Source organism: Streptomyces endophytica, from assembly GCF_026153355.1.
GTDB lineage: Bacteria > Actinomycetota > Actinomycetes > Streptomycetales > Streptomycetaceae > Streptomyces > Streptomyces endophytica.
In genome coordinates this window covers 1,567,014-1,594,005 of the sequence record NZ_CP110636.1, presented here as the reverse complement: position 1 = coordinate 1,594,005, position 26,992 = coordinate 1,567,014, and the positions used below count along the sequence as shown (strand labels likewise).

Below are 26,992 nucleotides of genomic sequence, written 5' to 3'. Positions count from 1 at the left end.
CAAACCAGCCCGGTTTGACGGCAATTATCGCCACCGGTTCTTGTGGAGGGCTTGCGAGAGCGGCTCATATCAGTAACCGGATGAGCACTCAACGAAGCCTGAACGTGGCAGACTGCGGCCCACCATTGGACGGGGTGGGTCACAGGAGGGTCAGAGAGGTGTCCGCAAGTGAGTCGAGCGGGTCGGTGGTGCGGCGGATCCTGCTCGGGTCGCAGCTTCGCCGACTGCGTGAATCCCGTGGGATAACCCGTGAGGCGGCCGGCTACTCGATCCGTGCATCCGAATCCAAGATCAGCCGAATGGAGTTGGGCCGGGTCAGCTTCAAGGCACGCGACGTCGAGGACCTGCTCGTGCTGTACGGAGTCAGCGATCCGCAGGAGCGCGAGGCGCTGCTCTCCCTCGCACGCGAGGCCAACGTCGCGGGCTGGTGGCACAGTTACACCGATGTGCTACCCAGCTGGTTCCAGACGTATGTCGGTCTGGAAGGAGCCACGTCGCTCATCCGGGTCTACGAAGTCCAGTTCGTGCACGGGCTGTTGCAGACCGAGAGCTACGCGCAGGCCGTCATCCGACGCGGCATGCCGGACGCCGCGCCCGCCGACATAGAGCGCCGGGTCGCGCTGCGCATGGAACGCCAGAAGCTGCTCGTCGCCGAGCGGCCCGCGCAATTCCACTGCGTGCTCGACGAGGCCGCGCTGCGCCGCCCGTACGGCGAACGCGAGGTGATGCGCGAGCAGTTGCGGCATCTGATCGACGTATCCGAGCGTCCCAATGTGCGCCTCCAGGTCATGCCATTCAGCCTGGGCGGGCACGCGGGGGAATTCGGCGCCTTCACCATGCTCGGATTCCAGGAATCGGGACTCCCGGACGTCGTCTTCCTGGAACAGCTCACCAGTGCACTGTATGTGGACAAGCCCGAAGAAGTGGCCCAATATGCACGGGTGATGGACCGCCTCCAGGAAGAGGGGGCCCAGTCCGGCGGAGACCAGAGACCTTTTGCGTGGTCTACTCCAACTTATGTGACGTCTATCCCAAGTCATGTGACGCGTCGGTAGGATGCGCCCCATCAGGAGTCAGCACCCCCCAACTAGGCGCCCCGCGTGCCCTGTTCTCCAGATCGGGATGGCATGTCCTACTTCGACGAGTTGGCCTATCAGTTCATCGACGGTGAGTGGCGCTCCGGAAGCGGCTCGTGGGACATCGTCGATTTCAATCCCTACAACGGCGACAAGCTGGCCTCCATACCCTGCGCCACGGTCGAGGAAATCGACCAGGCCTACCGCGCCGCCGAGCGTGCGCAACGGGAGTGGGGCGCGGTCAATCCGTACACCCGGCGGCTGGTCTTCGAACGGGCCCTGCGGATCATCGACGACCGCGAGGCGGAACTGTCCGAGGCGATCGCCGCCGAGGTCGGCGGCACGCTCACCAAGGTGGGCTTCGAGCTGCACCTGGCCCGGGAATTCCTGCGCGAGGCGATCCAACTGGCGCTGCGCGCCGAGGGCCGCATCCTGCCGTCGCCCATCGACGGCAAGGAGAACCGCCTCTACCGGCTGCCGGTCGGCGTCGTCGGCGTGATCAGCCCCTTCAACTTCCCCTTCCTGCTGTCGATCAAGTCCGTCGCGCCGGCCATCGCGCTGGGCAACGCGGTGGTCCTCAAGCCGCACCAGAACACCCCGATCTGCGGCGGCGGGCTGGTCGCCAGGCTCCTCGAGGAGGCCGGGCTGCCGGCCGGCGTGCTCAACGTCGTCGTCACCGACATCGCCGAGATCGGTGACGCGCTCATCGACCACCCCGTGCCCAAGACGATTTCCTTCACCGGCTCGGAGAAGGTCGGCCGCCACGTCGCCACGGTCGCCGCCGCCCACTTCAAGCACTCGGTGCTGGAACTCGGCGGCAACAGCGCGCTGGTCGTCCTCGACGACGCCGACGTCGACTACGCCGTGGACGCCGCTGTCTTCAGCCGCTTCGTGCACCAGGGCCAGGTCTGTATGGCCGCCAACCGGATCCTGGTCGACCGCGCCGTCGAGCGCGAGTTCACCGAGAAGTTCGTCGCCAAGGTGGCGTCCCTCAAGGTCGGCGACCCCACCGACCCGTCGACCCACATCGGCCCGCTGATCAACGAGGGTCAGGCCGAGGCGGTGTCCTCCCTCGTGGACCGCGCGGTCGCCGAGGGCGCGTCGGCGCTGTTGCACGGCGAGGCCCACGGCACGCTCGTCGCCCCGAGCGTCCTGAGCGGACTCCCCGACGACTCCCCGCTCCTCACCCAGGAGATCTTCGGGCCGGTCGCGCTCCTCGTCCCGTTCGACGGCGACGAGGAAGCCGTACGGATGACCAACGCCACGCCCTTCGGGCTCAGCGGCGCGGTGCACACCGGCGACATCGAGCGCGGGGTGCGGTTCGCCAAGCGCATCGACACCGGGATGTTCCACGTCAACGACGCCACGGTCCACGACGAGCCGATCGTCCCCTTCGGCGGGGAGAAGAGCTCGGGGGTCGGCCGGCTGAACGGGACGCGATGGTGGAGGCGTTCACCACCACCAAGTGGATCTCCATCCAGCATGGGCGGTCGGCGTTTCCGTTCTGAGGCTCCTCTGGGGCTCCTCCGAGGCTCCTCTGAGGCTCCTCTGGTCTGACTCGACGAGGCCCTCTGACGCCATGGGGCCCTCTGACGCCATGGGGCCCTCTGACCTCATGAGGTCCGCTGACGCCTTGAGGTCCCTCGGTTTGGCCCGTCTGGTCGATCTGAGTGGCCCCACCCCCTGGGTGATCTGGACCCCCTGGTGACCTGGGTGCTCTGACCGATCTCGTCTCGCGGGGCCTCGCGGGGTACTGGCCTCATCCTCGCGGGGTGCTGACCTCGCCTGGGCGGGTGCGGTGCTTTCGGGCCGCGCTGCCTCCTTTCTTTTCCGGCAACGATTACGGAGGGTAGTTTTGTTCCCCTGAGGGTAGCAGAGAGTGATGGGTTGGGGGAGAGGGGGACGGCAGGGTGGGAGCCGGTGGCGTGGGGTGTGGGTTCTAGGCTGGGGGTGAGGGTCGGGGCTTCGTCCGTTGGCGGGCTCGGCCAGGCGTGATGCCGAGACGGCGCGGTGTCGCGGCGATGTCGTGACGGTGTCGAGATGACGCGGTGCCGAGGCGATGTCGAGATGACGGGATGCCGAGGTGGCGTGTTGTCGGGCGGCGGGCGCAGAGGTGACGGGACGCGAGGGGTGCGATGTCGGCGATCCGGCTGCTGGTACTGGGCGCCGTGCGGCAGCACGGGCGGGCGCACGGCTATCAGGTGCGCAACGACCTGGAGTACTGGGGCGCCCACGAGTGGTCGAACGCCAAGCCCGGCTCGATTTACCACGCGCTCAAGCAGATGGCCAAGCAAGGGCTGCTGCACGCGCACGACATCGCGCCCAGCACGGTCGGCGGTCCGCCGCGTACCGAGTACGAGGTGACGCCGGCCGGTGAGGCGGAGTATTTCTCGCTGTTGCGGGAGGCGCTCTCCCGGGCGGACCAGAAGTTCGACGTGCTGAGCGCGGGCATCGGCTTCGTGGTGGACCTGCCGCGGGACGAGGCGGTGGCGCTGCTCAAGCAGCGGGTGCGGGCGCTGGAGGAGTGGCGGTCCACGGTCACCGATTACTACACGCCGGAGGAGGGCCCGGGGCAGCTCGGCCACATCGGCGAGATCATGAACCTGTGGGTGCACTCGGCGGACAGCGGTGCGGAGTGGACCCGCGGGCTGATCGAGCGGATCGAGGGCGGGGCGTACGTCTTCGCGGGCGAGGGGGAGCCGTTCGTCGGGGTGCTCGCCGAGGGGGAGGGGAACCCGTACGCGACGGGGGAGCCTCATCCCGGCGATGTGCGCTGAGGGGGATGTGTGCCGGGGGATGTGCACTGAGGCCTTCGAGGACCTGCGGGGGCCTGCGGGGGCCTGTGAGGACCTGCGGGGGCCTTCGGGCGGCAGCCTCTGCGGACCCGTGCCCCCGGGTGCCTCTGCGGACCCTGCGCCCCCCGGGTGCCTCTGCGGAATCTGCGCGCCCCCGGGGTGCCTCCGCGGACCTGCGCAGAAGCACCCGGGTGGCGTCCCCTAGTGGTGGAAGGCTGTGGCCAGGCGTTCCGGGCGGTCCAGGGGGGCGGTCTGCTGGCGGAGTTCCGGGAGGAGTTGCGTCAGGTCGGCGAGGAAGAGGTCGGCCAGGTCGCGGGAGAAGCCGTTGCGGCAGACGATCCGTAGGACGGAGAGGTCCTCGCGGTTCGGCGGGAAGGTGTAGGCGGGGAGCAGCCAGCCGCGTTCCTTCATGCGGCGGGAGACGTCGAATACGTCGTACGAGGTGACGTGGTCGGCGGTGGTGAAGGCGAAGACGGGCAGTTGGTCGCCGTGGGTGAGGAGCCTGAAGTCGCCGAGGGCCTCGATGCGTTCGGCCGTGGAGCGGGCCACGTCGCGGGTGGCCTGCTGGACGGCGCGGAAGCCGGCCCGGCCGAGGCGGAGGAAGGTGTAGTACTGGGCGGCGACCTGGGCGCCGGGCCGGGAGAAGTTGAGCGCGAAGGTCGGCATGTCGCCGCCCAGGTAGTTCACCCGGAAGACCAGCTCCTCCGGCAGCGCGTCCATGTCCCGCCACAGCGCCCAGCCGACGCCCGGGTAGACCAGGCCGTATTTGTGGCCGGAGGTGTTGATGGAGGCGACCCGGGGCAGGCGGAAGTCCCAGACCAGGTCCGGGTCGAGGAACGGGGCGATCATCGCGCCGGACGCGCCGTCCACGTGGACGGGGATGTCGAGGCCGCTCCGTTCCTGCACCTCGTCGAGCGCGGCGCAGATCTCGGCGACCGGCTCGTACGACCCGTCGAAGGTGGAGCCGAGGACGGCGACGACGCCGATGGTGTTCTCGTCGCAGAGGCCGACCGCGGAGGCGGCGTCCAGGTGGAAGCGGTCGCCCTCCATGGGCACCAGGCGGGGCTCGACCTCCCAGAAGTTGCAGAACTTGTCCCAGCAGACCTGCACGTTGGCGCCCATGACGAGGTTGGGGCGGGCGCTGCCCGGGTAGCGGTCGGCGTTCCGCCGCATCCAGCGCCGCTTGAGGGCCATGCCGGCGAGCATCCCGGCCTCGCTCGACCCGGTGGTGGAGCAGCCGACGGCGGCCGACGGGTCGGGCGCGTGCCACAGGTCGGCGAGCATCGCCACGCAGCGCCGTTCCAGTTCGGCGGTGCGCGGGTACTCGTCCTTGTCGATCATGTTCTTGTCGCGGCACTCCGCCATCAGGACCCCGGCCTGCGGTTCCATCCAGGTCGTGACGAAGGTGGCGAGGTTGAGCCGGGCGTTGCCGTCCAGCATCAGCTCGTCGTGGACGAACTGGTAGGCGGTGTGCGGGGAGACCGGCCCGTCGGGGAGGGTGGTGTGGGGTGGTGACTCCTCCATGCCGGAGACCGGGTCGGCCTCGCCGTAGAAGGGGTTGACCGGACGTGCGGTGCGCTTCCGGTCGGACTCCGATGCGCCTTTGTGCAGAGTCAACTGTCGCCCCTTCGCGTCACGTTGCCGGCGCCAGGCCGTGCTTGATGGCTTTGGTGAACTTCACGACGCGCTGCGCCTGGATACGGGCGGCGGTGCGCGCGTCCTCGTCGAGCGGGGTGTCCGGTCCGCCGACGTGGGAGGTGCCGTACGGGTTGCCGTCCCGGTATTTCGCCGGGTCGGTGTAGCCGGGAGTGACGAGGATGCCGCCGAAGTGGTGGACGGTCTGGTAGAGCGCCAGCAGGGTGGATTCCTGGCCCCCGTGCCGGGTGGCGCTCGCGGTGAACCCGCTGTAGACCTTGTCGGCCAGCCTGCCCTGGTGCCAGAGGCCGCCGAGGGTGTCGAGGTACTCCTTGAGCTGGGCGCTGACGTTCCCGAAGCGGGTCGGCGTCCCGAAGATCACCGCGTCGGCCCAGAGCATGTCCTCGTGGGTGGCTTCCAGGATGTCCGCGGTGGCCTCGGCGTTGGCCGCCCACGCCGGGTTGGCGTCGACGGCGGTCTGCGGCGCGAGTTCGGCGGTCCGCCGCAGCCGTACGTCCGCGCCCGCGTGCTCGGCGGCGTCCGCGATCCACTGGGCGAGCGTGGCGATGGTGCCCGTCGACGAGTAGTAGATGACGGCGACGTGCACGTCGTGCGGGGGCAGGTGCATGCGGCATACCTCCTCATGCCCGACAATACGGGCATGAGGAGGGTGGGGCCATCACCGTGGGCCCGACGGCGACTCAGGCGCCGAGCGTGCCGTTCTTGACGGCGTCGACGAAGGCGGACCAGTGGGGGGCCGCGAAGACGAGCGCCGGTCCGTGCGGGTCCTTGCTGTCCCGGACGGGGACGAGGCCGGGGAGGTCGTCCCGCACTTCGAGGCAGTTGGCGCCGTCGGGGTTGCTGTGGGTGGACTTCCGCCAGGTGGCGGCGCCAATGAAGTCCTCTGCTACTTCGATGCAGTCGGCGCCGTCGGGGTTGCTGTGGCTGCTCTTGCGCCAGGTGGCAGAGCTCAGGTCAAGCTTGTTGCTGGGCTTCATCTCTGTATCCCCTCGCCGCTTCCTCGATCAGGGCCAGGGACGCCTCGGGCGGCAGCGCGGCGGCCCTGAGCAGATCGTATGACCTCCGATACACCGTCACGTGAGGTGGATAGTCGATGATTTGGCCGCTGTGCTCGCCTTCGGTCCAGATGAGGGGCGGGGCATCCGGGAAGGTCATGACTTTGGCCAGCCCCATGGGCAATGGGTGACCGACGGTCGTTTCCGGGAGGACCTGCAGAACGCTCTGGGTGTTCCGGATCAGCTCGTGGATGTGCGTCAGCTGCTCAGCCATCTCCTCGGGAGGGAGCAACGGCTTGCGGATCAGTTCCTCGCGGAGGATTGCCCAGTACTCGGGGCGGGCGTCGCTCTTCCAGACCTCCGCGCGGTTGATCCGTGCGCGGACCTTTTCTTCGACGACGTCGGGTGCTTCCCACGGCCTTGCAGTCTGTACGAGTTTCCGGACGTACGCGCCGGTCTGCAGCAGACCGGGGATCACCAAAGGCGCCCAGTCCTCGATTGTCGTGGCCTGCTTCTCCAGGTCCGGAATATCGGCGAAGTAAGGCGGATGGCCGCTCTGTCGCGCCTTCTGCGCATCCTTGCAGCGGCGCTCGAAGAAGCCGTCCGTGCCCAGCTTCTGGTCCACGTGACGGGCCAGGTCCATCGGCATGCCCCGTTCGCCCCGCTCGATCTGGCTGAGGAACGAGAGGCCGCGGAAGCTGCCGTCCACTAACTGTTCGAGGGTGAGGCCCGCCTTCTCCCTCAGGTAGCGCAACTCGGCGCCGTAGAAGCAGGGGACGCTGGCGGACGGATCGGGGTCCTTGCGAGGAGGCATGGTTCACCACCTGTTTCGTCGGGTTGCCTGGCGCAACCCAATTGCCTTCCACGCTACGTGCGTTGACGTCACGCTGTGAGGGATTCGTCACACAGTGCACAGAAGGGTGCCCAGCTCATGCTCAGCCATTTCCCTCACGACCAGGACGTCCACGACTGCACCGAGGCGCTGCGGACCGCCCTGCGGGCCCACGACATCACGTTGCCGTCGCTCGGCGTCGATCTGCCGGGGCTCGCGGGGAGTTACGCGCTGCCGCTCGTCGCGCTCGGGAGCTGCAACACCGAGACGGCCCGCAGGCTCACGGACGTGCTGCACAAGGCGGCCGCGCGGTAGCCGCGGAACGCCAGGGCTTCAGCTCGCGCTGGCCAGGGAGAGCTTCGCGGCGAAGCCGAGGAAGGCCGCGCCGGCGCCCGCGGACAGGCCCGCGGTCAGGCGCCGGCGGCGGCGGAAGGTGGCCGCCAGGTACGTACCGCTGAAGATCAGGATCGACAGGTACGTGAAGCTGAACAGCTGGGCCCAGGCGCCCAGGGTCAGGAACGACAGCACCGGGTGGGCGTAGGACGGGTCCACGAACTGCACGAAGAAGGAGATGAAGAAGAGGATCGCCTTGGGGTTCAGGAGGCTGACGATCAGGGCGCGGCGGTAGGGGCGTTCGGCGGCCTCCTTGCGGGACGCCGCGGATGACGCAGATGCCGAGGGGGCCGCGCCGCCGGCCGCCTCCGGGGTCTCCGCGTCGCGGGTCGCCTTCCGTGCCTCGCGGCCGCGCCACAGTGCCCAGGCGCCGCGCAGCATGCCGACCGCGAGCCAGGTCAGATAGCCCGCGCCGGCGAACTTGACGATGCCGAAGAGGACCGGGCTGGCCTGCAGCAGGGAGGCCACGCCGCCCGCGGACAGCGTCATCAGCACCGTGTCGCCGCACAGCACGCCGGCCGCCGCCCGGTACGCCACCCGGGGGCCGCGGCGGGCCGCCACCGAGACGACGTACAGCGAATTGGGCCCCGGCAGCAGAATGATCAGCGCGAGCCCGACCAGATATGTCGACAGATCCGTTATCCCCAGCATGGGCGGAAGGATCTCACCCCCGATTCCACCGCCCCACCGCTTTTCAGAATCCGGACTTGCACCTCACGCGGCGTGAGGACACATCGTGGAGTGCGTACCGAGAAGGGAGCGGAAGTGAGCTATTCGGTAGGGCAGGTCGCGGCCTTCGCCGGGGTGACGGTGCGCACCTTGCACCACTACGACGAGATCGGGCTGCTGCACCCCGGTGAACGCAACCACGCAGGTCACCGCCGCTACGGCGACGACGACCTGGACCGGCTGCAGCAGATCCTGTTCTACCGCGAGCTCGGTTTCCCGCTCGACGAGGTCGCGGCCCTCCTGGACGATCCGGGCGCCGATCCGCAGGAACACCTGCGGCGCCAGCACGATCTGCTGACCGCGCGGATCGGCAAGCTCCAGGAAATGGCCGAGGCCGTCGAACACGCCATGGAGGCACGCAGGATGAACGTACGGCTCACACCGGAGGAGAAATTCGAGGTCTTCGGGGATTTCGACCCCGACGCGTATGCCGCGGAGGCCGAGGAGCGCTGGGGCGGCACCGACGGCTACCAGGAGTTGCAGCGCCGGGCGGCGGCGTACACGAAGGAGGACTGGAAGCGGCTGACGGCGGAATTCGACGCCATCCACCGCCGGATGGCCGATCTGCTCGCCGAGGGCGTGCCGGCGGACTCCGAGGCGGCGATGGACGTCGCGGAGGAGCACCGGCAGTTCATCGGCCGCAGCTACTACGCGTGCTCCTACGAGACGCACACCGGGCTCGGCGAGATGTACGTCGCCGATGAGCGGTTCACCGCCACCTACGAGGCGATCCGGCCCGGGCTCGCCGTGTACATGCGGGACGCGATGCTGGCCAACGCGGTCCGCCACCTGTGATCCGTACGGGCCGGGGCGGCGCGGCTTTCCGCCGGCCGCCCCGGCCCGTACGGCGCGCGTCCGGGCACCGGCCGGCCGGGGTGCCGGATCAGGCCATGGGGGCGATCACCACGGCGGTCCCGTAGGCGCACACCTCGGTGCCCACGTCGGCCGCCTCCGTGACGTCGAAGCGGAACATCAGCACCGCGTTCGCGCCGCGCGAGCGGGCCTGCTCGATCAGCCGCTCCATCGCCTGGTTGCGGGTCTCCACGAGGGTCTTGGTCAGGCCCCGCAGTTCGCCGCCGACCAGCGACTTCAGGCCGGCGCCGATCTGGCTGCCGAGGTGCCGGGAGCGCACGGTGAGGCCGAAGACCTCGCCGATGACCCGTTCCACGTGAAACCCGGGGACGTCGTTCGTCGTCACCACCAGGACGTCGGCCTGTGCGTGCTGTCCGCCGCCGTAATCCTCGATGCCCATGGGTGTGCACCTCCTCAGGGGCCAGGATCACCCGGGTCCGGGGGCACGGCCAGCGGTGGGGGAGCGGTCGGGTGGGACCCGTGGCGGGGGCCGGGGCGGGCGCCTGGAACCGAGGGGGGCCGCGGGGCGTTGATAGCTTTGGGCCGACACCCGGCGCCCGCGCCCGTTCCGCACGCTCGTATCCCAGCTCGTCGCACCCGCACGATCCGGCGCCCTCGACCCAGGAGCCTTCACCCCGTGAATACTCTCGCGCTCGGCCCCCAGTGGCTGGACCCGGACTATCTGATCGCGACGTTCGGCCTGATCGGCGTCCTGGTCATCGTCTTCGCGGAGTCCGGCCTGCTGATCGGCTTCTTCCTGCCGGGCGACGCGCTGCTGTTCACCACCGGCCTGCTGGTCACGACGAACAAGATCACCCAGCCGCTGTGGGCGGTGTGCGTGCTGATCGTGCTCGCGGCGGTCCTCGGCGACCAGGCCGGCTACCTCTTCGGCCGCAAGGTGGGGCCGTCGCTCTTCAAGCGGCCCGATTCCAAGCTGTTCAAGCAGGAGAACGTGGTGAAGGGCCATGAATTCTTCGAGAAGTACGGCCCGAAGTCGCTGATCCTGGCGCGCTTCGTGCCGATCGTCCGGACGTTCACGCCGATCATCGCGGGCGTGAGCCGGATGAACTACCGCCCCTTCATCACCTTCAACCTCATCGGCGGCGCGCTGTGGGGTGCGGGGGTGACGCTGATGGGCTCGCTGCTGGGCAACATCGCGTTCGTCCACAAGAACATCGAGATGATCCTGATCGCGATCGTGCTGATCTCGGTCGTGCCGATCGTGATCGAATTCCTGCGCGCCCGCGGCAAGGCGAAGAAGGAAACCCCGGCGGCCGCGGCCGGCCCCGGCCCGCACGGCGCGTCCCCTGCCGAACCGGCCCGCCGTGGCCGCCACGCCAAGCGCTGACCAGACAGCCCGGCACCGCACCACCGACGCGAGCCCCCTCCGGCCTTCCTCCACCCCCCAACGGGAGGGGACGGGCCGGAGGGGGCTGGTGTGTGGACGTAGGGCGAAGCAGTCCACACACCAGCCCCCGGAGGGCCGTCACCGCACCCAAAAACACCCCGCCCGCCGCGTGGGGGCACCTCCCACGCCCTTCAGGCAGTGGGGGAGCCACGGCGAGAAACCCCCACGGCGGGGAAGCCGACGACGTACGCGGACCCGCCCGCCACACGCACGGCGGGCATGCAAGCATCGTGGGTAGGCGGCACAGTGCAGCGATACCGCACAGCGCAGCGACATGGCACAGGAGGAGCGAACACCGTGGCGTCGGACCCACAACGCGGCCAGCGCAACAGCAACGGAAAGAGCGGCGACAGCGACGCGGGCCCCCGCGGCGGCAGGGGCGGCGCCGGCCACGAGCCGGCGGGCGAGGACCGCAAGCCCGCCTCCGACGAGGCGCACAGCGCCTTCACGCCGCCGCTCGGCGTGCCGTACCCGCCGCTGCCCGAGGACGAGCACCCCACCTCCGAGTTCGCCCTGCCGGCGGGTCTGCGTCCGGAGCCGCCCCCCGAGCAGGAGGGCTCCGCGTTCACGCCGCCGGCCGGCACCACCACGGGACAGACCCCGCTGCCCACGCCCGCGGGCGCCACCGCCATGGGCCTGGCCTTCACCCCGCCGCACGGCATCCCCACGGTCCGCCTCACCAAGGAGGCGCCGTGGCAGGACCGGATGCGCACGATGCTGCGGATGCCGGTCGGGGAGCGGCCGGTCCCGGAGCGCCGGGAGCGCGGCGACGAGGAGACCGGCCCGGCCGTCCCCCGCGTCCTCGACCTGACCCTGCGCATCGGCGAGATCCTGCTCGCCGGCGGTGAGGGCGCCGAGGACGTCGAGGCGGCGATGTTCGGCGTGGCGCACGCCTACGGGCTGGAGCGGGTCGAGCCGACCGTCACCTTCACCCTGCTGTCGATCTCGTACCAGCCGTCGCTGGTCGACGACCCGGTGACGGCCAGCCGGACGGTGCGGCGGCGCGGGGTGGACTACAACCGGTTGTCCGCGGTGTTCCGGCTGGTCGACGAGATCGCCTCCGAGGGGATCACCCTGGAGGAGGCGTACCGCGGGCTGGCCGAGATCCGCCGTAACCGGCACCCGTACCCGAGCTGGGCGCTCACGGTGGCCTCCGGGCTGCTGTCCGGTGCGGCGTCGATGCTGGTCGGCGGCGGGTCGCTGGTGTTCCTCGCGGCGGCGGTGGGCTCGATGCTCGGTGACCGGCTGGCGTGGCTGGCGTCCGGGCGCGGGCTGCCGGAGTTCTACCAGTTCGTGGTGGCCGCGATGCCGCCGGCGGCGGTGGGTCTGGCCTTCGGGCTGGCGCACTCCAGCGTGCAGGCGTCCGCGGTGATCACCGGTGGGCTGTTCGCGCTGATCCCGGGGCGGGCGCTGGTCGCCGGGGTGCACGACGGGCTGACCGGCTACTACATCACCGCCGCGGCCCGGCTGCTGGAGGTCGGCTATCTGATCGTCGGCATCGTCGTCGGCGTGCTGAGCGTGCTGTACATCGGGTTGCAGGTGAACCCGGGGCTGAAGGGGCTCAATCCGGAGCAGGCGCTGGGGGCGTACAACGAGCCGCTGGTGCAGACGCTGGCGTCGATGCTGCTGGCGCTGGCGTTCTGCGTGCTGCTCCAGCAGGAACGTCACACCGTGGCGTTCGCGACGCTGAACGGCGGGGTGGCGTGGGTGGTCTACGGCGCGCTCGCCAACGTCGCGGGGATCAACCCGGTGCCGGCCACCGCGATCGCGGCCGGTCTGGTGGGCCTGTTCGGGCAGTTGCTGTCGCGGTACCGGTACGCGTCCGCGCTGCCGTACGTGACCGCCGCGATCGGCCCGCTGCTGCCCGGTAGTGCCACGTACTTCGGGCTGCTCAACTTCGCCCAGGGGCATCTGCCGCAGGGGCTGACGTCGCTGGTGCAGGCGGCCTCGCTGGCGCTGGCCATCGCGGTGGGGGTCAACCTCGGTTCCGAGGTCGCCCGGCTGTTCCTGCGGGCGCCCGGGTTGCTGGAGGCGGGCGCCGGCCGCCGCGCGGCCAAGCGGACCCGCGGGTTCTAGCGGGCGGGCCCGCCGAGGGAGGAGACCCCTCGGGGGGAGACACCCCCTGGGGGTGTCTCCCCGGTCAGGCCGCGCTCGCGGCCGGCAGTGCGCGCTTCGCGCCGCAGGCCGGTGCGCGCTTCGCGCCGTCGGCCAGCGCGGGCTTGTCGTTCTGCGCGAGGACGTAGAGGAGCGCCGGGTGCGTGGCGCCGAAGGCCAGCACGAAGCGGTTGAGTCCCATGAACTGTCCGATGCCCAGGTGGAAGAGGGTCATCGAGCCGAGCCAGGCCTTGGCCGCGGGCTTCGGCAGGACGAAGACCAGCGGGAAGCCGACCTCCGCGGCGACCGTTCCCCAGGTGATGAGCTTGCCCAGCATCGGGTACTTGTGCACGAGCTGGAAGATGCGCGGGTCGCCGTAGTTGTGCGTACGGATGACTCCGCTGAACGCCTCGCCGCTGAGCCACACCGGGGACACGAGCTTGACCACGCCGGACGCGACGTAGGAAATGGTCGTCTCCAGCGCCATGGCGCGCATGGCCACGTCGCGGGCCTTCTCACCGTCCTTGAAGGTGCCGGTAGAGGCGAGGACGACGTTGATCACCTGCTGGAGCTGGTCGGCACCGTCGCCACCGAAGGGGGTGTGCAGCCGTCCGGCGGCGCCCGTCACGGCGAGGACGGCGCTGCCCGCCGTGCGCACCCCGCGCTTGTGGCCCCAGATCAGCGTGGCGGCAGAAGCACCCGCCTGCACTCCGTAGAGGGCGACCGCCGCCTTCTTGGAGCTGAGGGCGCGGGTCAGCCGGGGAAATCGCTTGGCGAACTTGGGGCGCATGTTCGCCAGTTGGCCGCTCAGCAATTCACCGTCTTCGAACTTACGCGTCTGGCTCAGCATTTCCAGTGCGGAGACCAGCGTACCCAGCGAAGCCACTCGGCGTGCCGTGACCTCGGGCGGAGCGTCGAGGAACATGGATGGGTGCTCCTGATGATGTGATGCGAGTACGGTGGAATGGGAAGCGGCGGCACGGTATGCGTATCGGGCGTACCGTGCCGCCGCGTCTTGGATCAACCGGGGCTAACGGTGCCGGTCAGGCGGCACCATCTGCCGGTCGGCTCAGCCGTGCTGGACGTTGTGCGTGACCTGGTTGAGCGCGATGGCGGTGGCGCAGGTGACCGCGATGCCGGCGGAGACGGCCTCGGGGGTCGCGACGGTGGCCAGCGGGGTCATCATGGTCGGCGCGGCGTCGGAGCCGATACGGCCCGGCTGCACGTCCATCAGGTTGGTGTTGGCGAATTCAGCCACAACAGACATTACTGTCCTCTTTCTCTCAGAAATCTCAGAGCGAGTTCTCCAGCCGTTCGGCGGGAGGACGCGAACTCACGCGGTGCAGGGCTTTCCGAGTGAGCTCGCAGCTTCCGGCCGAGGGGGTTGATCGGCTCGCTAGGCCGCTACGGGAAACGCGGCCGCTTCAGGGGTGGCGTCGCCGGGGGCGGCGTGGTCGTTCAGCGGGAATTGCAGGGAGACGAAGACCGGCTCGATCTCCCGGTCCCCGGGGGCCTTGAGGAACGACTGCATCAGCATGAACTGGCTGTGCGAGGCGCCCTCGGCATGGGGCAGATGGCGCTGGATGTAGCGGGAGAGCAGGCGGTAGCCGGACCCCAGCGTGACGAGGTGCAGTTCCGGTCCGAAGGCCACCGAGCGGCCGATGGTGTCCTGGCTCGCGTCGAACAGGGCCTTCGGGGAGCGGTTCCGGGCGTTCCAGGCCAGGGCGTACCACGGGCGGTCGCGGGTGATGGGCACTTCCTGCCATTCACCGGGCTCGCCGTCGACGATGTCCCGGTAGAGCAGGTGGTTGTCCTTGACTCCGGGATTCGGTCCGAAGAAGCGCCAGTTCGGGACCGGAATCTGCCACCTCCCGCGCCGCAGGAGGTTGTCGAAGCGGTTCTCGGGCAGCTGTCCCGCGGCCGTCGCCACCAGCCAGGCGGCGAGCGACGCGGTGACGGCGACCGTCTTCACGCGCTCGGTGTTCACCTTCACGATCACGCCAGCTCCTCTTCCCGTTCGGCGGCACGCTTGCCGGCCGGGCGGTCCTTGACGGGCTTCTCCCGCTCCGGGCCGGTCCCGGAGGGCGGTTCGCCGGCGATCACCTCCGCCACCTGTTCGGCGTGGGCCGGCACCGCGAGCACGGACTCGTGGTCCGAGCCGTCGATGAAGTGGTGCCGGGACCGCTTCGAGATGGCGGCGAGCCTGGCCTGGACCGCGTGATGGGTGGCGTTGTCCCCGACGTTGTTCTCCGCCGTGACGACGGTCAACGGGCAGTCCAGATCGGTCAGTTCGGGGAACGTCATGGCGTCCAGGTACTCCTGGCGGGCGGTGGCCCAGGCACGCGGGTGCGTCATGAACGCCGTGTAGCTCCGGTTGATCTGCGGGCGGTACTGCTTGTTCACGTTCTTCGCCGGGCGGAAGGCCGAGAGGCCGGCCCAGGCGTAGACCTGCTCCATCACCAGGGACTGGCGGGCCCACCGGTCGACGTTGGTACGGCGGGAGTGGCGCAGGCTGATCACTTCGGTGGCGTCGATCATGACCACCGCGGTCACGCCCTTCAGCGCGCCCGGATGCCGCGACGCGTAGGCCGCGACGAAGTACCCGCCCAGGGAGTGGCCCGCCAGGACGACCGGGAGGTCGGCGATGTAGGTGTCGCGCAATTCCTGCAGCAGCTCGAAGTGCCGGTGCAGACCGTATTGCGTGACCGGCGTGCTGAGCCCGTAGCCGGGACGGTTGAACCGCAGGTATCCCATGTCGTCGGGAAGTGCGCCGCACACCCAGTCCCAGTATTCGTGGGGTGCGCCCAGGCCGTTGTCGAGCAGAACGACGCGCCGCGCCTGCGGAGGAATATGGACGGCGACCTCGACGAGGCTGCCGTCCGGCCTCTCGTGCAGCAGGTAGCGGCGCGCACGTTCGCGCCCACCGGTGAATCGCGTTACTGCGCCGGTCAGCAGGCTCGCGCCGGCCAAACCGGCCAGGCCGACGGCGAATTGGCGCTCAAGAGACGCCACATTCCCCTCCCCCGTGATTCGAAGTGGCTGTTGCCGAAAAACCTAACACGCGATTCCCGGATAAAATAACGAGTTAATTGACTCTTTGTGCCGGGTGGGTCCTGCCGCGGGGCAGCGGAACGCGGATGCCCGCGCCGCGGCTGTGCTTGCGGAGTTCCATGTACAACTCGCCTATCGTGGCCTTCAGGTTGGCGATCTCCTGGGTGAGTTCGGCTATCCGGGAGGCATTCTCGGAGGTCTTGCCACTCTCGCCGGCGAGGCCATTGCGGCCTCCCTCAATAAACTGCCGGCGCCAGTTCGAGACGGACTGCTCGGAGACTCCGGCCTCGCGAGCTGCTTCTGCTGCGGTCAGTTCACCGGTCACCACTCTCAGTACGAGAGCGAATTTCTTGTCGGCCGGCAATATCGGAGGACGTCCCACGTGCGACCCTCTTTCGTCATCCGTTTTCTGGGTGCTGCCCTCAGGGCTTGACGTAACAGCAGATGAACATCGGGGCGCTTTCGCTGTACGGGCTGCCGTCCCAGTGCGCCAGATGGGATTCGGGCGTGAGGCCGGCCGCGCGGGCGTAGCCGTCGATGTCCTCCGGCGTGGTCAGCCGGGTGAGTTCGGAACCGACCCGGGTGGTGCCGTCGGCCTGGTAGAGGATGTGGGAGCAGTGCCACAGACCGCCGTCGAGCAGGGTGGAGTGGGTCTGCACGCCACTGCCGGGCTCCGGGTGGGGCATGAAGTAGGTGGTGCGGCTGAGGCCTTCGTGCATGGCCACGACCGGCGGCTTGTTGTGCGTCTCGATGACGAGCCGGCCGCCGGGGGCGAGGAGATCGGCCGCGCGTCGGACGGCCTGCCGCTGGTCCTCGGGAGTGGTGAGCACCGAAAGCGTCGCGCAGACGCAATACACCAGGGAGTAACGGGATTCCGAGGTGTAGGTGCGGATGTCGCCGTGTACCGGGGTGACGTCGCCGGCGCCGTCCGTCAGCTTGACGCGGAGCGCGTCCAGCATCTCCGGCGAGGAGTCCACGCCCGTTACGTGGCCGATCTTTTCGGAGAGCGGGAGGGCAATCCGTCCCGTTCCGACGCCGAACTCGAGGGTTCCCCCTCGGGATCGGGATGGAGGGCCGCCAGCCCCTCGACGGCGGCGGCGGTAATCGCGTCGTCCGGAAGTAGTCGGTCGTACCAGCCGGCGAACTGGCGCCCGTAGCCTATGTCCTGGACTCCATTTTCCACCCGTGTTTCCCCTCTCTTCTGCCCCCACTGTCGATGCCCGGGGAACGTCAAGAAGACGAAGAGCGAGGCAAGGCGCGATACGTCACCAACGGGTGGCCGTACGGGAGAACCGCGGCCGGCTGCGTGGTTGGTCAGACCAGCAGCTGTGGTCGATCCCGTGATGACGTCTCAACGAAGTGTGGGGGGAGTAACTTTACGACGAACGTTATCAGCCACGTCTGCGGGCTCGCAATCGATTATCTGGCTCAATCCCCATGCCTCCAGGGCCGGTTGGGATTGGTTGACGCCGAAACAGATGAGTGTTCCTGCATTAGTTGGCAGGGCTGAATTGGCGCGGTGTCGGCGAGAGTGACACGTCGGCTGCGGTGCGTATACCGAAACAATGCCGGAGCGCCGAGAGCGCCGCGAAATAGCCGGACATGCCGTGCACGCCGGGCCCCGGCGGGGTGGCCGAGGAACACAGGAAGACGCCGGGCAGCGGTGTGCGGTAGGGATCGAGGCGCGGCACGGGCCGGGCGATGCTCTGGTACAGCGTCATCGCGCCGGTGCCGATGTCCCCGCCCACGTAATTGGGGTTGTAGGTCTCGTACGACGCGGCGGCGACGGAGCGGTGCGCGAGGACGGTGTCCCCGAAACCCGGGGCGTAGCGCTCGATGCGGGCCCGCACCAGCGCGAACGGGTCGGTGGGATCGCCGTTGGGCACGTGCGCGTACGCCCACACCGGGCGCTTCCCGGGCAGCGCGCGGCCCGGGTCGGTCGCCGCCGGGTCCACGACGAGGACGAAGGGCTCCCGGGTCCGGATCCGGCGGGCGGTCGCCGTCTCCTGCCGGACGATCTCGGCGCGGGTGCCGCCCAGGTGCACCGACCCGGCCCGGCCGACCGCGGGATCGGCCCACGGGATCGGTTCGGAGACCAGGAAGTCGACCTTGGCGGCGCCCGGGCCGTAACGGAACCGTGCCAGGCCGCGCGCGTACGGGCGGGGCAGCCGGTCGCCGGCCAGGGCCAGGAAGTTCTTGGGACTGGTGTCGAGCAACACCGCCCGGGCGCCGCCGAGTTGCTCCAGGTCCGTCACCTCGTGCCCGGTGTGGAAGACGCCGCCGTGCGCGGTGATGTCCGCGGCCAGCACCTCGGCGATCCGGGCGCTGCCGCCGCGGGGCAGCGGCCAGCCCGTGCCGTGCGCGAGGTGGCCGAGCAGCATGGCCACCGCGCCGCCGGCGAGGCTCGGCAGCCTGCCGACCGCATGGGCGGCGACACCGGTGAGCAGGGCGGCCGCCTCCTCGCCGGCGAAGTGCGCCGCGCCGAGCCCGGTGCCGTGCACCGCCACCCGGCTCGCCAGCAGCAGGGCTGCCGCCGGGTCCCGCGGCAGCCGGCGCTGCCCGTTCATGATCAGGTCGACGATGCCGTCGCTGTGCTCCAGCAGGGGCTCCATCAGCCGCCGCCAGCGCGGGCCGTCGGCGCCCAGGTGCGCGCAGGTCTCGGCCAGCGACCGGTACGCCAGGGCCGCACGGCCGCCGTCGAGCGGATGGGCGTAGGCGATCTCGGGCTGCAGCAGCTCGACGCCGCGCTCCGCCAGGCCGAACGCCCGGAAGAACGGGGAGGCGGCGGCCATGGGATGGACGGCGGAGCACAGGTCGTGCCGCACGCCGCTGTCGAAGAGGGGCGCGGTGCGCAGCCCGCCGCCGATGGTCTCGGCCCGTTCGTACAGCGCCACCCGCAGGCCGGCGCGGGCCAGGACCACGCCGGCCGCGAGCCCGTTGGGGCCGGTGCCCACGACGGCCACGTCGGTGCCGTTCACCACTGCTCCTCGCTCCTGATGGGCCGGAGCCGGATGGTCTGTTCGTTGAGGGTGGCCGGCGGGAGCCCGCCGAAGGCCAGGGAGAGGGAGAGCGTCGTCTCCGTGTCGCGGGGGTGGCCGCGGTCCGGGACCCGGGCGGGGACGCGGCCGCCGGAGTCGGCGTGCAGCTGGGAGCCGGCCAGCCGCCGGTAGAGCGCGTCGCGGGTCATCAGGTCCTGGTGCCGGCCGGTGGCCCGGACCCGGCCGTCCTCCAGCACCACGATCTGCTCGGCGTCGATCACCGTGGAGATCCGGTGGGCGATGGCGATGACCGCGCAGTGCCGGGAGACCCGCTGGAGGACGTCGCGGAAGTCCCGCTCGGAGTCGGAGTCGAGGTGGGAGGTGGCCTCGTCCAGCAGCATGACCGCCGGCTTCTGCAGCAACGTGCGGGCGATGCACAGGCGTTGGCGCTGTCCGCCGGACAATCCGCTGCCCTGGTCGCCGAGTTCGGTGTCGAGGCCCTGCGGGAGATCGGCCACCACCTTGGCGAGCCCGGCCATCTCCACCGCCTGCCGGATGTCGGCCTCGCCGGCGTCGGGGCTGGCGTAGGTGAGGTTCTCCCGGACGGTGCCGCGCAGCGCCGCGCTGTCCTGCTGGACGTAACCGACCAGCCCGCGCAGGGCGTCGAGGGGCAGCGCCTCGATGTTCCGGCCGCCGACCAGGATGCTGCCGCCGCTGGCCGGATAGAAGCGTTCGATCAGCTGGAACAAGGTGGTCTTGCCCGCGCCGGACGGCCCGACGACGGCGGTGAGCCCGCGCGCCGGGACCTGGAACGAGACGCCGTGCAGGACGGGGGACCGCTCGCCCCGGTCCCCCCGCTCGTAGCCGAAGCGGACGTCGCGGAACTCGACCGCGGCCCGGCCGTGGGCCGCCAGCACCATCGGCGCGGTGTGCCCGGCGTCCGCCGTCCCGCCGCCCTCCTGGGGCATGTCGGCCAGCTCGTCGACCTTCTGGATGGCGGCCCGGCCCTGGACGAACTGGCCGACCGCCATGAAGAACATCACCAGCGGCGACACCAGCTGGAACAGGTACATGATGAACGTGGTCAGGGCGGCCATGGTCATCTCGCCGCGGGCCACCCAGGCCATGCCGACGCCGACGACGACGGCCAGCGCGCCCTGCGTGCCGACGTTCATGGACGGCGTCAGCAGGGCGCCGTAGGCGGTGCCCCGGATGCCGGACCGCCGGGCGTTCCCGGCCAGCGCGCCGATGCGGTCGGCCTCACGGGACTCGGCGCGGGACGCCTTGACCGTGGGCAGGGCGGAGAGCACGCGCTGCACGGCGGTGCCGAACGCGCCGATGTCGTCGCGGTTCTCCAGCGCCACCTTGCGCAGCTTCCGGGCCAGCAGCAGGGAGACCACGCTGGCGGCGCCGAGACAGCCCAGGGTGATGACCATCAGCCCCGCGTCGATGCAGAACATCAGCACCACGCCGCCCAGCACCGTGACACCACTGGTGATCAGCTGGGTCAGGCTCTGCGAAAGGGCGATCTTCACCAGTGAGGTATCGGTGACCGTGCGGGTGAAGATATCGCCCTGCGGCCGTTTCCCGAATGCGGTGAGATCGGCGCGCAGCAGACGTTCGGTCAGGAGCCGGCGGACGTCGAAGACGATGTTCTCCCCGGCCCGGCCGATGACGTAGGCCTGGAGAGAGGTGAGAACCGCGCCGGCGCAGAAAAGCGAGACGAGCCAGGTGATGGGGGCGCCCAGCGATTCGCCGCGGCCCGCCGCCTCGATCAGCCGGCCGATGGCCACCGGCTGCGTGAGCGAGGCGGCCACCCCCGCCAGGCCCAGTGCCACGCCCGCGACCAGCAGCGCGGTGTGTTGTCGGAAAACCGTGGCGACCAGTCCCGCGCGTTTCGTCCCGCCCCTCTGGCTTGCGCGGCCCACGCGATGTGCCATGAGTGCTCCCCCCGCTTTGACGACGGTCACGCCGTGCGTGACCCGGAGAACCGCCTTGCCTATTGGGGTGCTCTCGTCAAGGTGGCGAAGCTAGCATCGGCGCGCGCTGTCAACTTATGGGTTAATTGGCCGCCGGGAGCGCGGTGCGCGGAATAGGCGGGGCCTATGCGCGGCCGCCGTAAGTTAATTTATCTGCCGCTTATTTGGCGATGATCACGGAGCAGCCGGGCGTCGCACGCAAACTTTACTCATTGCTTCCCGCTTTTTACCGGAGAACGGGAATTTCTCCGCGCGCCGCCACGCACACCGGCCGGCACAAACCCCCGGCACAAACGGACGAAGGGCGGCACCCGGTTGGATGCCGCCCGTTCGCGTACGAAATTCACCGGGCGCAGACCTGCGCCCGGGCGCTTCGATCAGTGCCCGCCGTGCGCCTCGGCGCGCTTGTACGAGGCCTCGATCTCGGCCTCGGCGTCCGCGCGGCCGACCCAGTTGGCGCCCTCGACGGACTTGCCCGGCTCCAGGTCCTTGTAGACCTCGAAGAAGTGCTGGATCTCCAGGCGGTCGAACTCCGACACGTGGTGGATGTCACGCAGGTGCTCCACGCGCGGGTCGGACGCCGGGACACACAGCAGCTTGTCGTCGCCGCCGGCCTCGTCCGTCATCCGGAACATGCCGATGGCGCGGCACTTGATGAGGCAGCCGGGGAAGGTCGGCTCATCCAGGATGACCAGGGCGTCCAGCGGGTCGCCGTCCTCGCCCAGGGTGTTCTCGACAAAGCCGTAGTCCGCCGGGTAGCTGGTCGAGGTGAAGAGTCGACGGTCCAGGCGGATCCGACCGGTCTCGTGGTCCACCTCGTACTTGTTCCGCGAACCCTTCGGGATCTCGATGGTGACGTCGAACTCCACGGGTGGCTCCTCCATGATCAACACATACGTCTGGTGATTAAGTGTCCCCCACGCAGGTGTGTGGTGGCGAAAGGGGCTGGTCCGAGGTGCCGGAGACCAGGAAATGGCAGGTCAGATGGCAGTCGGCGCAGCGTTCGGCGCAGCGCACCGCACGGGAGGCGGCCGACGCGGCCGGGCGCTCGGCCCGGGCGGCGGCCGGCACCGTACGGCAGGCCTGGCAGGACACCCCGCGGCACACCCAGCAGACCTGGCGGCTGACGGCGGTCTCCGCAGCCACCGGCCTGACGGTCGCGCTCGTCGCGGTGGCGGCGGCCGGCCCGTGGGACTCCGGTCAGCGTACGGCCGAGCGGGCCGAGGCGGCGGTCGTCGACGGATCCAGTGGTGAGCATCACGCCGCCGAGCCCGACCGCCCGGCGCCCAGCGCCGCTCCCGTCCTGCCCGCGCTCGGCGTCCGCGCCGCCGCGGGCGCCGGCCGGGGCGCGGCACCGGTACCGACCGGCGCCGGGCTCGCCGACGCCCTCGCGCCGCTGCTCAAGGACCCGGCGCTGGGTCCGCTGCGCACCGCCTCCGTGGTGGACGTCGCGGCCGGCCGCGAGGTCTTCGGCTCCGACCAGGGCAAGGCCGCCACCCCGGCCTCCACGGTCAAGCTCGCGACCGCCGTCGCCGCGCTGTCCGCCCGCGGCCCGGAGCACCGCATCGACACCTCCGTGGTCACCGCCGGCAAGGACCGCATCGTCCTCGTCGGCGGCGGCGACCCCACGCTCACCGCCCGCGCCCCGCAGCAGACCACCGCCGAGCAGCCCGCGAACCTCCGCACGCTGGCCGACGCCACCGCCCGCGCGCTCAAGCGGCGCCACCTGACCACGGTGGGCCTCGGGTACGACGCCTCCGCCTACTCGGGGCCGGTCGACCACCCGTTCGGGCCCGACGAGAACCTCGCCCCCGTCACGGCGCTGATGACCGACGAGGCCCGCCTCGACGACAGCGACCACGGTCCGGCGCCCCGCGACGCCGACCCCGCCGGGACCACCGCCCGCACCTTCGCCGACCTCCTCCACGAGCGCGGCATCACGATCGACGGCACCCCGAAGGGCACCAAGGCGCCCGCGCACGCCGAGCGGCTGGCCGCCGTCCACTCCCTCCCGCTCTCCTCCCTCGTGGAGCGGATGCTCACCTACAGCGACAACGACATCGCCGAGGCGCTGGCCCGGCAGGCCGCGCTCGGCTCCGGCCGGCCGGCCAGCTTCGACGGCGCCGCCAAGGCCGTCCACGACGCCCTCGCCCGCCAGCACCTGCCGCTGGCCGGCGCGGTCTTCAAGGACGGCAGCGGCCTGGACCGCGGCGACAAGGTGTCCGCCGCACTGCTCTCCCGCCTCCTGCTGCAGGCCGCCGCGCCCGACCACCCGGCCCTGCGGTCCGTGGTCACCGGCCTCCCGGTGGCGGCCTTCACCGGCACCCTCAGCAGCCGCTACACGGGCCAGAGCGCGGGCGCCGGCGCGGTCCGCGCCAAGACGGGCACGCTCACCGGCGTCAACACCCTCGCCGGCACGGTCGTCGACGCCGACGGCCGCCTCCTGGTCTTCTCCTTCATGACCACCGGCACCACGGATGCGCCGGGCGCGCAGCGGGCACTGGACAACTTGGCTTCTGCGGTGGCGAATTGCGGGTGCCGGTGACTTCCCACGTACCTGTCTGTCCCGCCGCGGGGCGTCTCGCCGTTGCGCTTTGCGGCGCCCCGTACGTACCTGTCTGTCCCGCCGCGGTTGTTGTTCGCCGTTGCGCCTGCGGCGGGCTGGGTTGTGGTGGGTGCGGTGACGGGCCTCCGGGGCCGGTTGTGTGGACTGCTGACGCTTTACGCTCCGCTGCGCTCCGCCTTCGCTCTTTATTGAGCCCTTGGAAGCGAAGCCCACACAACCGGCCCCTCCGGCCCGTCCCCTCCCGTGAGGGGGAAAGTGAAGGACGGTGGGGGCGCACGTAATGCCCACGCACGCGCAGCCAACAGAGCAGGCCCGCCCCCAACCAGCTGAGAAACTCCCCACCACGGGAGGGGCTGGACCGGAGGACGAAGTCTGGAGGGCCGGCACCGCACCCGACAACACCACGCCCGCCGCCAGGCGCAACGGCGAGACGACCCGCGGCGGGACGGCCAACTACGTACGGGGCGCCGCAAAGCGCAGCGCCCCGCGGCGGGAAAGCCAGGTACGTGGGAGGCGCCGCAAAGCTCAGCGGACGGCTACCAGGCGCCGTCGCGCCCACGTACCGTGAAGTCATGACGAGCATCGGTGGAACCGAGATGGTCGACTGGAACCTCGCGGTCGCGACCGCGACCCGGTTCGTGCGGCCGGGCCCAGAGGTGAGCCGGGACGAGGCGCGGGCGATCGTCGCCGAGCTGCGCAAGCACGCCAAGGCGTCCGAGGCGCACGTGCGGGCGTTCACGCGGCTGGCGCAGCCGGACGCGCAGGGCGAGGTGCCGCACGACACGCCCGTCCTGGTCGTGGACCGGCCCGGCTGGGTCAGGGCGAACGTCGCCGGCTTCCGGGCGGTGCTCAAACCGCTGCTCGCCAAGATGGAGGACCGCCGCTCGACGGTCCCCGGTGGCGCGGTGCTGGGCGCGGTCGGCGGCAAGGTGACCGGCGTGGAGCTGGGGATGCTGCTGTCGTTCCTGGCGTCGCGGGTGCTCGGCCAGTACGAGACGTTCGCGCCGCCCAGCCGGGACCTGCCGGCCGGCGAGCAGGGCGGCCGGCTGCTGCTGGTCGCGCCGAACATCGTCCACGTCGAGCGCGAGCTCGAAGTGGAACCGCACGACTTCCGGCTGTGGGTGTGCCTGCACGAGGAGACGCACCGCACCCAGTTCACGGCCGTGCCGTGGCTGCGCGACCACATCGAGGGCGAGATCCAGTCGTTCCTCGGGGAGACCGACATCGATCCGGGCACCCTCCTGGAGCGGCTGCGGGAGGCCGCCCAGTCGCTGGCCGGTGCCCGGCCCGAGGGCGAGGAGGAAGAGGACGGCGGCCGTTCGCTCGTCGATCTCGTCCAGACGCCGGCCCAGCGCGAGATCCTGGCGCGGCTGACCGCCGTGATGTCCCTGCTGGAGGGGCACGCGGATTACGTGATGGACGGGGTGGGGCCGGACGTCGTGCCGTCGGTCGCCGAGATCCGGGAGAAGTTCCAGAAGCGGCGGGCCAGCGGTGCCGGACGGCTCGACCAGGCGCTGCGTAAACTGCTCGGCCTGGACGCCAAGCTGCGGCAGTACCGCGACGGTGAGCGGTTCGTCCGCGCGGTCGTCGAAGAGGTCGGGATGGACGGCTTCAACCGGATCTGGACGTCGCCGAACACCCTCCCCACCAAACAGGAGATCGCCAAACCGGCGGACTGGGTCGCGCGGGTGCACCGGAAGGCGGACGGGGCACCGTAGGCGAACGTTGTGAGCTGGGCACACCGCGTGGCAGTAGAGCGCCCCTTCAATCACCCGTCTGAGGGACCGTTACGGATGGATAGGCGTGCAATGCTCGGGGAACCGCTCGCCTCTGTCACCATCTAGGCACTCTGTGTGACGAAAAGCCCTCACCGGCCCGAGGCACCCCCAGCTGAACGATTGGAAACGGACATGGGTCCCCATCCAGCGGTCGCCGCGATACGCCTGGCGGTCCGCCGCGTACTCCACGACGTGCTCACCCACCACAGCGCACAGGACCGGCACGAGCCCCGCTCGTGCTCGTCGCATGCTCCGGCGGCGCCGACTCGATGGCGCTCGCCTCCGCCCTCGCCTTCGAGGCGCCCAAGCTGGGCGTCCGGGCCGGGGGCGTGACCATCGACCACGGCCTCCAGGAGGGCTCCGATCTGCGCGCCGCCGAGGTCGCGCTGCGGCTGCGGGCCCTGCGCCTCGACCCGGTCGAGGTCGTCGCCGTCACCGTCGGCCGCGAGGGCGGTCCGGAAGCCGCCGCCCGTGACGCCCGGTACGCCGCCCTGGACGCTCTCGCCGAGCGCCACGGCGCCGCCGCGGTCCTGCTCGGGCACACCCGCGACGACCAGGCCGAGACCGTGCTGCTCGGCCTCGCCCGTGGCTCCGGGACCCGTTCGCTCTCCGGTATGGCCGCCACCAGCGGCGCCGGCGGCCGCTACCGCCGCCCCTTCCTGGACGTCGACCGCCAGACCGCCCGCAAGGCCTGCCTGATCCAGGCGCTGCCCGTCTGGGACGACCCGCACAACTCCGACCCCGCGTACACCCGCTCCCGGCTGCGCCACGAGGGCCTGCCCGCCCTGGAGAAGGCGCTGGGCAAGGGCGTCGTCGAGGCGCTGGCCCGGACCGCCCAGCTCTCCCGCGACGACGCCGACGCCCTGGACGCCTGGGCGGCGGACGCCGAGGGCGCGGTCCTCGACGACACCGGCGGCCTCGACGTCGCGGCCCTGTACGCGCTGCCCCCGCGGTCCGCCGCCGGGTGCTGCGCCGGGCCGTGATCGGCGCCGGTTCCCCCGCCGGTTCGCTCTTCGCCCGCCACATCGAGGAAGTGGACCGGCTGATCACCGCCTGGCGGGGCCAGGGCGCCATCAACCTCCCCGGGCGGGTCGGTGTCCGGCGGCAGGGTGGCAGACTTGTCATCCGGCAGGGCTGAGCCGCAGACGCTGCCTTGCATCTGAAGTCTCACGGCTGACGTGAACACCGAACCGAGCGAGAGTGGCACGGGTGGACGACAAGGACATGGGCTCCGACCTTCAGTCGGTACTCATCAGCAAGGAAGAGATCGACGCGAAGCTGGCCGAGCTGGCCGCCAAGATCGACGCGGAGTACGCGGGCAAGGACCTGCTCATCGTCGGTGTCCTCAAGGGCGCCGTGATGGTGATGGCGGATCTGGCGCGCGCGCTGTCCACCCCGTCACGATGGACTGGATGGCCGTGTCGTCGTACGGCGCGGGCACCCAGTCCTCCGGTGTGGTCCGCATCCTCAAGGACCTCGACACCGACATCAAGGGCAAGCACGTCCTGATCGTCGAGGACATCATCGACTCCGGCCTCACGCTGTCGTGGCTGCTGTCGAACCTCGGCTCGCGCGAGCCGGCCTCGCTGGAGGTCGTCACGCTGTTGCGCAAGCCGGAGGCGGCCAAGGTCGCCATCGACGTGAAGTGGATCGGCTTCGACATCCCCAACGAATTCGTCGTGGGATACGGCCTGGACTACGCGGAGAAGTACCGGAACCTGCCGTTCGTCGGTACCCTCGCGCCCCAGGTCTACGGCGGCTGACGGTGCCCGCGCGCCCGTCCGGCCGGTGGGGCCGGACGGGTCCGGCG

At 70.5% G+C, this 26,992-nt stretch carries 22 protein-coding genes and 4 pseudogenes; 11 read left to right on the top strand and 15 right to left on the bottom strand.

Annotation, left to right across the window (positions count from 1 at the left end):
• Positions 1–158: 158 nt before the first annotated feature.
• The 3 genes and pseudogenes from OJ254_RS07200 (at position 159) to OJ254_RS07190 (ending at position 3,853) form a co-directional block, all read left to right on the top strand.
• Positions 159–1,023: pseudogene (locus OJ254_RS07200) on the top strand (helix-turn-helix domain-containing protein).
• A 104-nt stretch (positions 1,024–1,127) separates the two neighbouring features.
• Positions 1,128–2,584: pseudogene (locus OJ254_RS07195) on the top strand (aldehyde dehydrogenase family protein).
• A 627-nt stretch (positions 2,585–3,211) separates the two neighbouring features.
• Positions 3,212–3,853, top strand: a complete 642-nt coding sequence (locus OJ254_RS07190) for a PadR family transcriptional regulator (protein WP_265361692.1) — start codon at positions 3,212–3,214, stop codon at positions 3,851–3,853.
• Between the two features lie 219 nt (positions 3,854–4,072).
• Here the strand turns inward: OJ254_RS07190 and gad are convergent, their stop codons facing one another.
• The 4 genes from gad to OJ254_RS07170 all read right to left on the bottom strand — a co-directional run bounded on the left by gad (position 4,073) and on the right by OJ254_RS07170 (position 7,336).
• Positions 4,073–5,488, bottom strand: a complete 1,416-nt coding sequence (gad, locus tag OJ254_RS07185; RefSeq protein ID WP_265361691.1) for a glutamate decarboxylase — start codon at positions 5,486–5,488, stop codon at positions 4,073–4,075.
• A 16-nt stretch (positions 5,489–5,504) separates the two neighbouring features.
• On the bottom strand, positions 5,505–6,134 hold the full coding sequence (gene wrbA / locus OJ254_RS07180) for an NAD(P)H:quinone oxidoreductase (protein WP_265361689.1): 630 nt from the start codon (positions 6,132–6,134) through the stop codon (positions 5,505–5,507).
• Positions 6,135–6,207: 73 nt separating this feature from the next.
• Positions 6,208–6,504 carry a DUF397 domain-containing protein gene (locus OJ254_RS07175; RefSeq protein ID WP_265361688.1) on the bottom strand — a complete coding sequence of 99 codons (297 nt, stop codon included), beginning with the start codon at positions 6,502–6,504 and terminating at the stop codon, positions 6,208–6,210.
• Positions 6,482–7,336, bottom strand: a complete 855-nt coding sequence (locus OJ254_RS07170) for a helix-turn-helix domain-containing protein (RefSeq protein WP_265361687.1) — start codon at positions 7,334–7,336, stop codon at positions 6,482–6,484. Before OJ254_RS07170 ends, OJ254_RS07175 begins: the two co-directional genes overlap by 23 nt.
• 117 nt (positions 7,337–7,453) lie before the next feature.
• Here OJ254_RS07170 and OJ254_RS07165 point away from each other — a divergent pair, with 117 nt between their 5' ends.
• Positions 7,454–7,669, top strand: a complete 216-nt coding sequence (locus OJ254_RS07165) for a hypothetical protein (protein ID WP_265361686.1) — start codon at positions 7,454–7,456, stop codon at positions 7,667–7,669.
• A gap of 18 nt (positions 7,670–7,687) precedes the next feature.
• Here the strand turns inward: OJ254_RS07165 and leuE are convergent, their stop codons facing one another.
• Positions 7,688–8,398: a leucine efflux protein LeuE gene (gene leuE / locus OJ254_RS07160; RefSeq protein ID WP_265361685.1), complete on the bottom strand. Its 711-nt coding sequence runs from the start codon at positions 8,396–8,398 to the stop codon at positions 7,688–7,690.
• 114 nt (positions 8,399–8,512) lie between these two features.
• Between leuE and OJ254_RS07155 the strand changes: the two genes are divergently transcribed.
• A complete protein-coding gene (locus tag OJ254_RS07155) occupies positions 8,513–9,271 on the top strand; it encodes a MerR family transcriptional regulator (RefSeq protein ID WP_265361684.1) in 759 nt (252 codons plus the stop codon).
• Between the two features lie 88 nt (positions 9,272–9,359).
• On the opposite strand, the gene OJ254_RS07150 is transcribed toward OJ254_RS07155, so the two are convergent.
• Positions 9,360–9,728, bottom strand: a complete 369-nt coding sequence (locus OJ254_RS07150; RefSeq protein WP_261956408.1) for a YbjQ family protein — start codon at positions 9,726–9,728, stop codon at positions 9,360–9,362.
• 237 nt (positions 9,729–9,965) lie between these two features.
• Between OJ254_RS07150 and OJ254_RS07145 the strand changes: the two genes are divergently transcribed.
• Together OJ254_RS07145 and OJ254_RS07140 are read left to right on the top strand one after the other, a co-directional pair.
• Complete coding sequence (locus tag OJ254_RS07145) at positions 9,966–10,676, top strand: DedA family protein (RefSeq protein ID WP_265361683.1); 711 nt, start codon at positions 9,966–9,968, stop codon at positions 10,674–10,676.
• 357 nt (positions 10,677–11,033) lie between these two features.
• Positions 11,034–12,812 carry a threonine/serine exporter family protein gene (locus tag OJ254_RS07140; protein ID WP_265361682.1) on the top strand — a complete coding sequence of 593 codons (1,779 nt, stop codon included), beginning with the start codon at positions 11,034–11,036 and terminating at the stop codon, positions 12,810–12,812.
• Positions 12,813–12,876: 64 nt separating this feature from the next.
• Here OJ254_RS07140 and OJ254_RS07135 read toward each other — a convergent pair whose 3' ends face one another.
• The 9 genes from OJ254_RS07135 to OJ254_RS07095 all read right to left on the bottom strand — a co-directional run bounded on the left by OJ254_RS07135 (position 12,877) and on the right by OJ254_RS07095 (position 21,707).
• Positions 12,877–13,755, bottom strand: a complete 879-nt coding sequence (locus OJ254_RS07135) for a hypothetical protein (protein WP_265361681.1) — start codon at positions 13,753–13,755, stop codon at positions 12,877–12,879.
• 144 nt (positions 13,756–13,899) lie between these two features.
• Positions 13,900–14,088, bottom strand: a complete 189-nt coding sequence (locus OJ254_RS07130) for a linaridin family RiPP (protein ID WP_265361680.1) — start codon at positions 14,086–14,088, stop codon at positions 13,900–13,902.
• Between the two features lie 138 nt (positions 14,089–14,226).
• The gene (locus OJ254_RS07125; RefSeq protein WP_265361679.1) at positions 14,227–14,829 is read right to left on the bottom strand and encodes a hypothetical protein; all 603 of its coding nucleotides are present in this window, start codon (positions 14,827–14,829) and stop codon (positions 14,227–14,229) included.
• Complete coding sequence (locus tag OJ254_RS07120; protein ID WP_265361678.1) at positions 14,826–15,842, bottom strand: alpha/beta fold hydrolase; 1,017 nt, start codon at positions 15,840–15,842, stop codon at positions 14,826–14,828. Before OJ254_RS07120 ends, OJ254_RS07125 begins: the two co-directional genes overlap by 4 nt.
• Positions 15,843–15,915: 73 nt before the next feature.
• Positions 15,916–16,263: a helix-turn-helix domain-containing protein gene (locus OJ254_RS07115; RefSeq protein ID WP_261956401.1), complete on the bottom strand. Its 348-nt coding sequence runs from the start codon at positions 16,261–16,263 to the stop codon at positions 15,916–15,918.
• A 40-nt stretch (positions 16,264–16,303) separates the two neighbouring features.
• Complete coding sequence (locus OJ254_RS07110; protein WP_341483575.1) at positions 16,304–17,092, bottom strand: class I SAM-dependent methyltransferase; 789 nt, start codon at positions 17,090–17,092, stop codon at positions 16,304–16,306.
• A gap of 282 nt (positions 17,093–17,374) precedes the next feature.
• Positions 17,375–18,859, bottom strand: coding sequence for a phytoene desaturase family protein (locus tag OJ254_RS07105; RefSeq protein ID WP_265361677.1), 1,485 nt, complete (start codon positions 18,857–18,859; stop codon positions 17,375–17,377).
• Complete coding sequence (locus OJ254_RS07100) at positions 18,856–20,799, bottom strand: ABC transporter ATP-binding protein (protein ID WP_265361676.1); 1,944 nt, start codon at positions 20,797–20,799, stop codon at positions 18,856–18,858. Before OJ254_RS07100 ends, OJ254_RS07105 begins: the two co-directional genes overlap by 4 nt.
• A gap of 416 nt (positions 20,800–21,215) precedes the next feature.
• Entirely contained in the window at positions 21,216–21,707 is a 492-nt protein-coding gene (locus tag OJ254_RS07095) for an inorganic diphosphatase (protein ID WP_030414975.1), read from the bottom strand.
• Between the two features lie 86 nt (positions 21,708–21,793).
• Between OJ254_RS07095 and dacB the strand changes: the two genes are divergently transcribed.
• From dacB to hpt, 4 genes and pseudogenes are all read left to right on the top strand, one after another.
• The gene (dacB, locus tag OJ254_RS07090) at positions 21,794–23,383 is read left to right on the top strand and encodes a D-alanyl-D-alanine carboxypeptidase/D-alanyl-D-alanine endopeptidase (RefSeq protein WP_265361675.1); all 1,590 of its coding nucleotides are present in this window, start codon (positions 21,794–21,796) and stop codon (positions 23,381–23,383) included.
• 593 nt (positions 23,384–23,976) lie between these two features.
• Positions 23,977–25,122 (top strand): zinc-dependent metalloprotease, encoded by a 1,146-nt coding sequence (locus tag OJ254_RS07085; protein WP_265361674.1) that lies wholly within the window; start codon positions 23,977–23,979, stop codon positions 25,120–25,122.
• A 192-nt stretch (positions 25,123–25,314) separates the two neighbouring features.
• A pseudogene (tilS, locus tag OJ254_RS07080) lies at positions 25,315–26,320 on the top strand (tRNA lysidine(34) synthetase TilS).
• Between the two features lie 86 nt (positions 26,321–26,406).
• Positions 26,407–26,945, top strand: a pseudogene (gene hpt, locus OJ254_RS07075) (hypoxanthine phosphoribosyltransferase).
• The last annotated feature ends 47 nt before the right edge of the window (positions 26,946–26,992 follow it).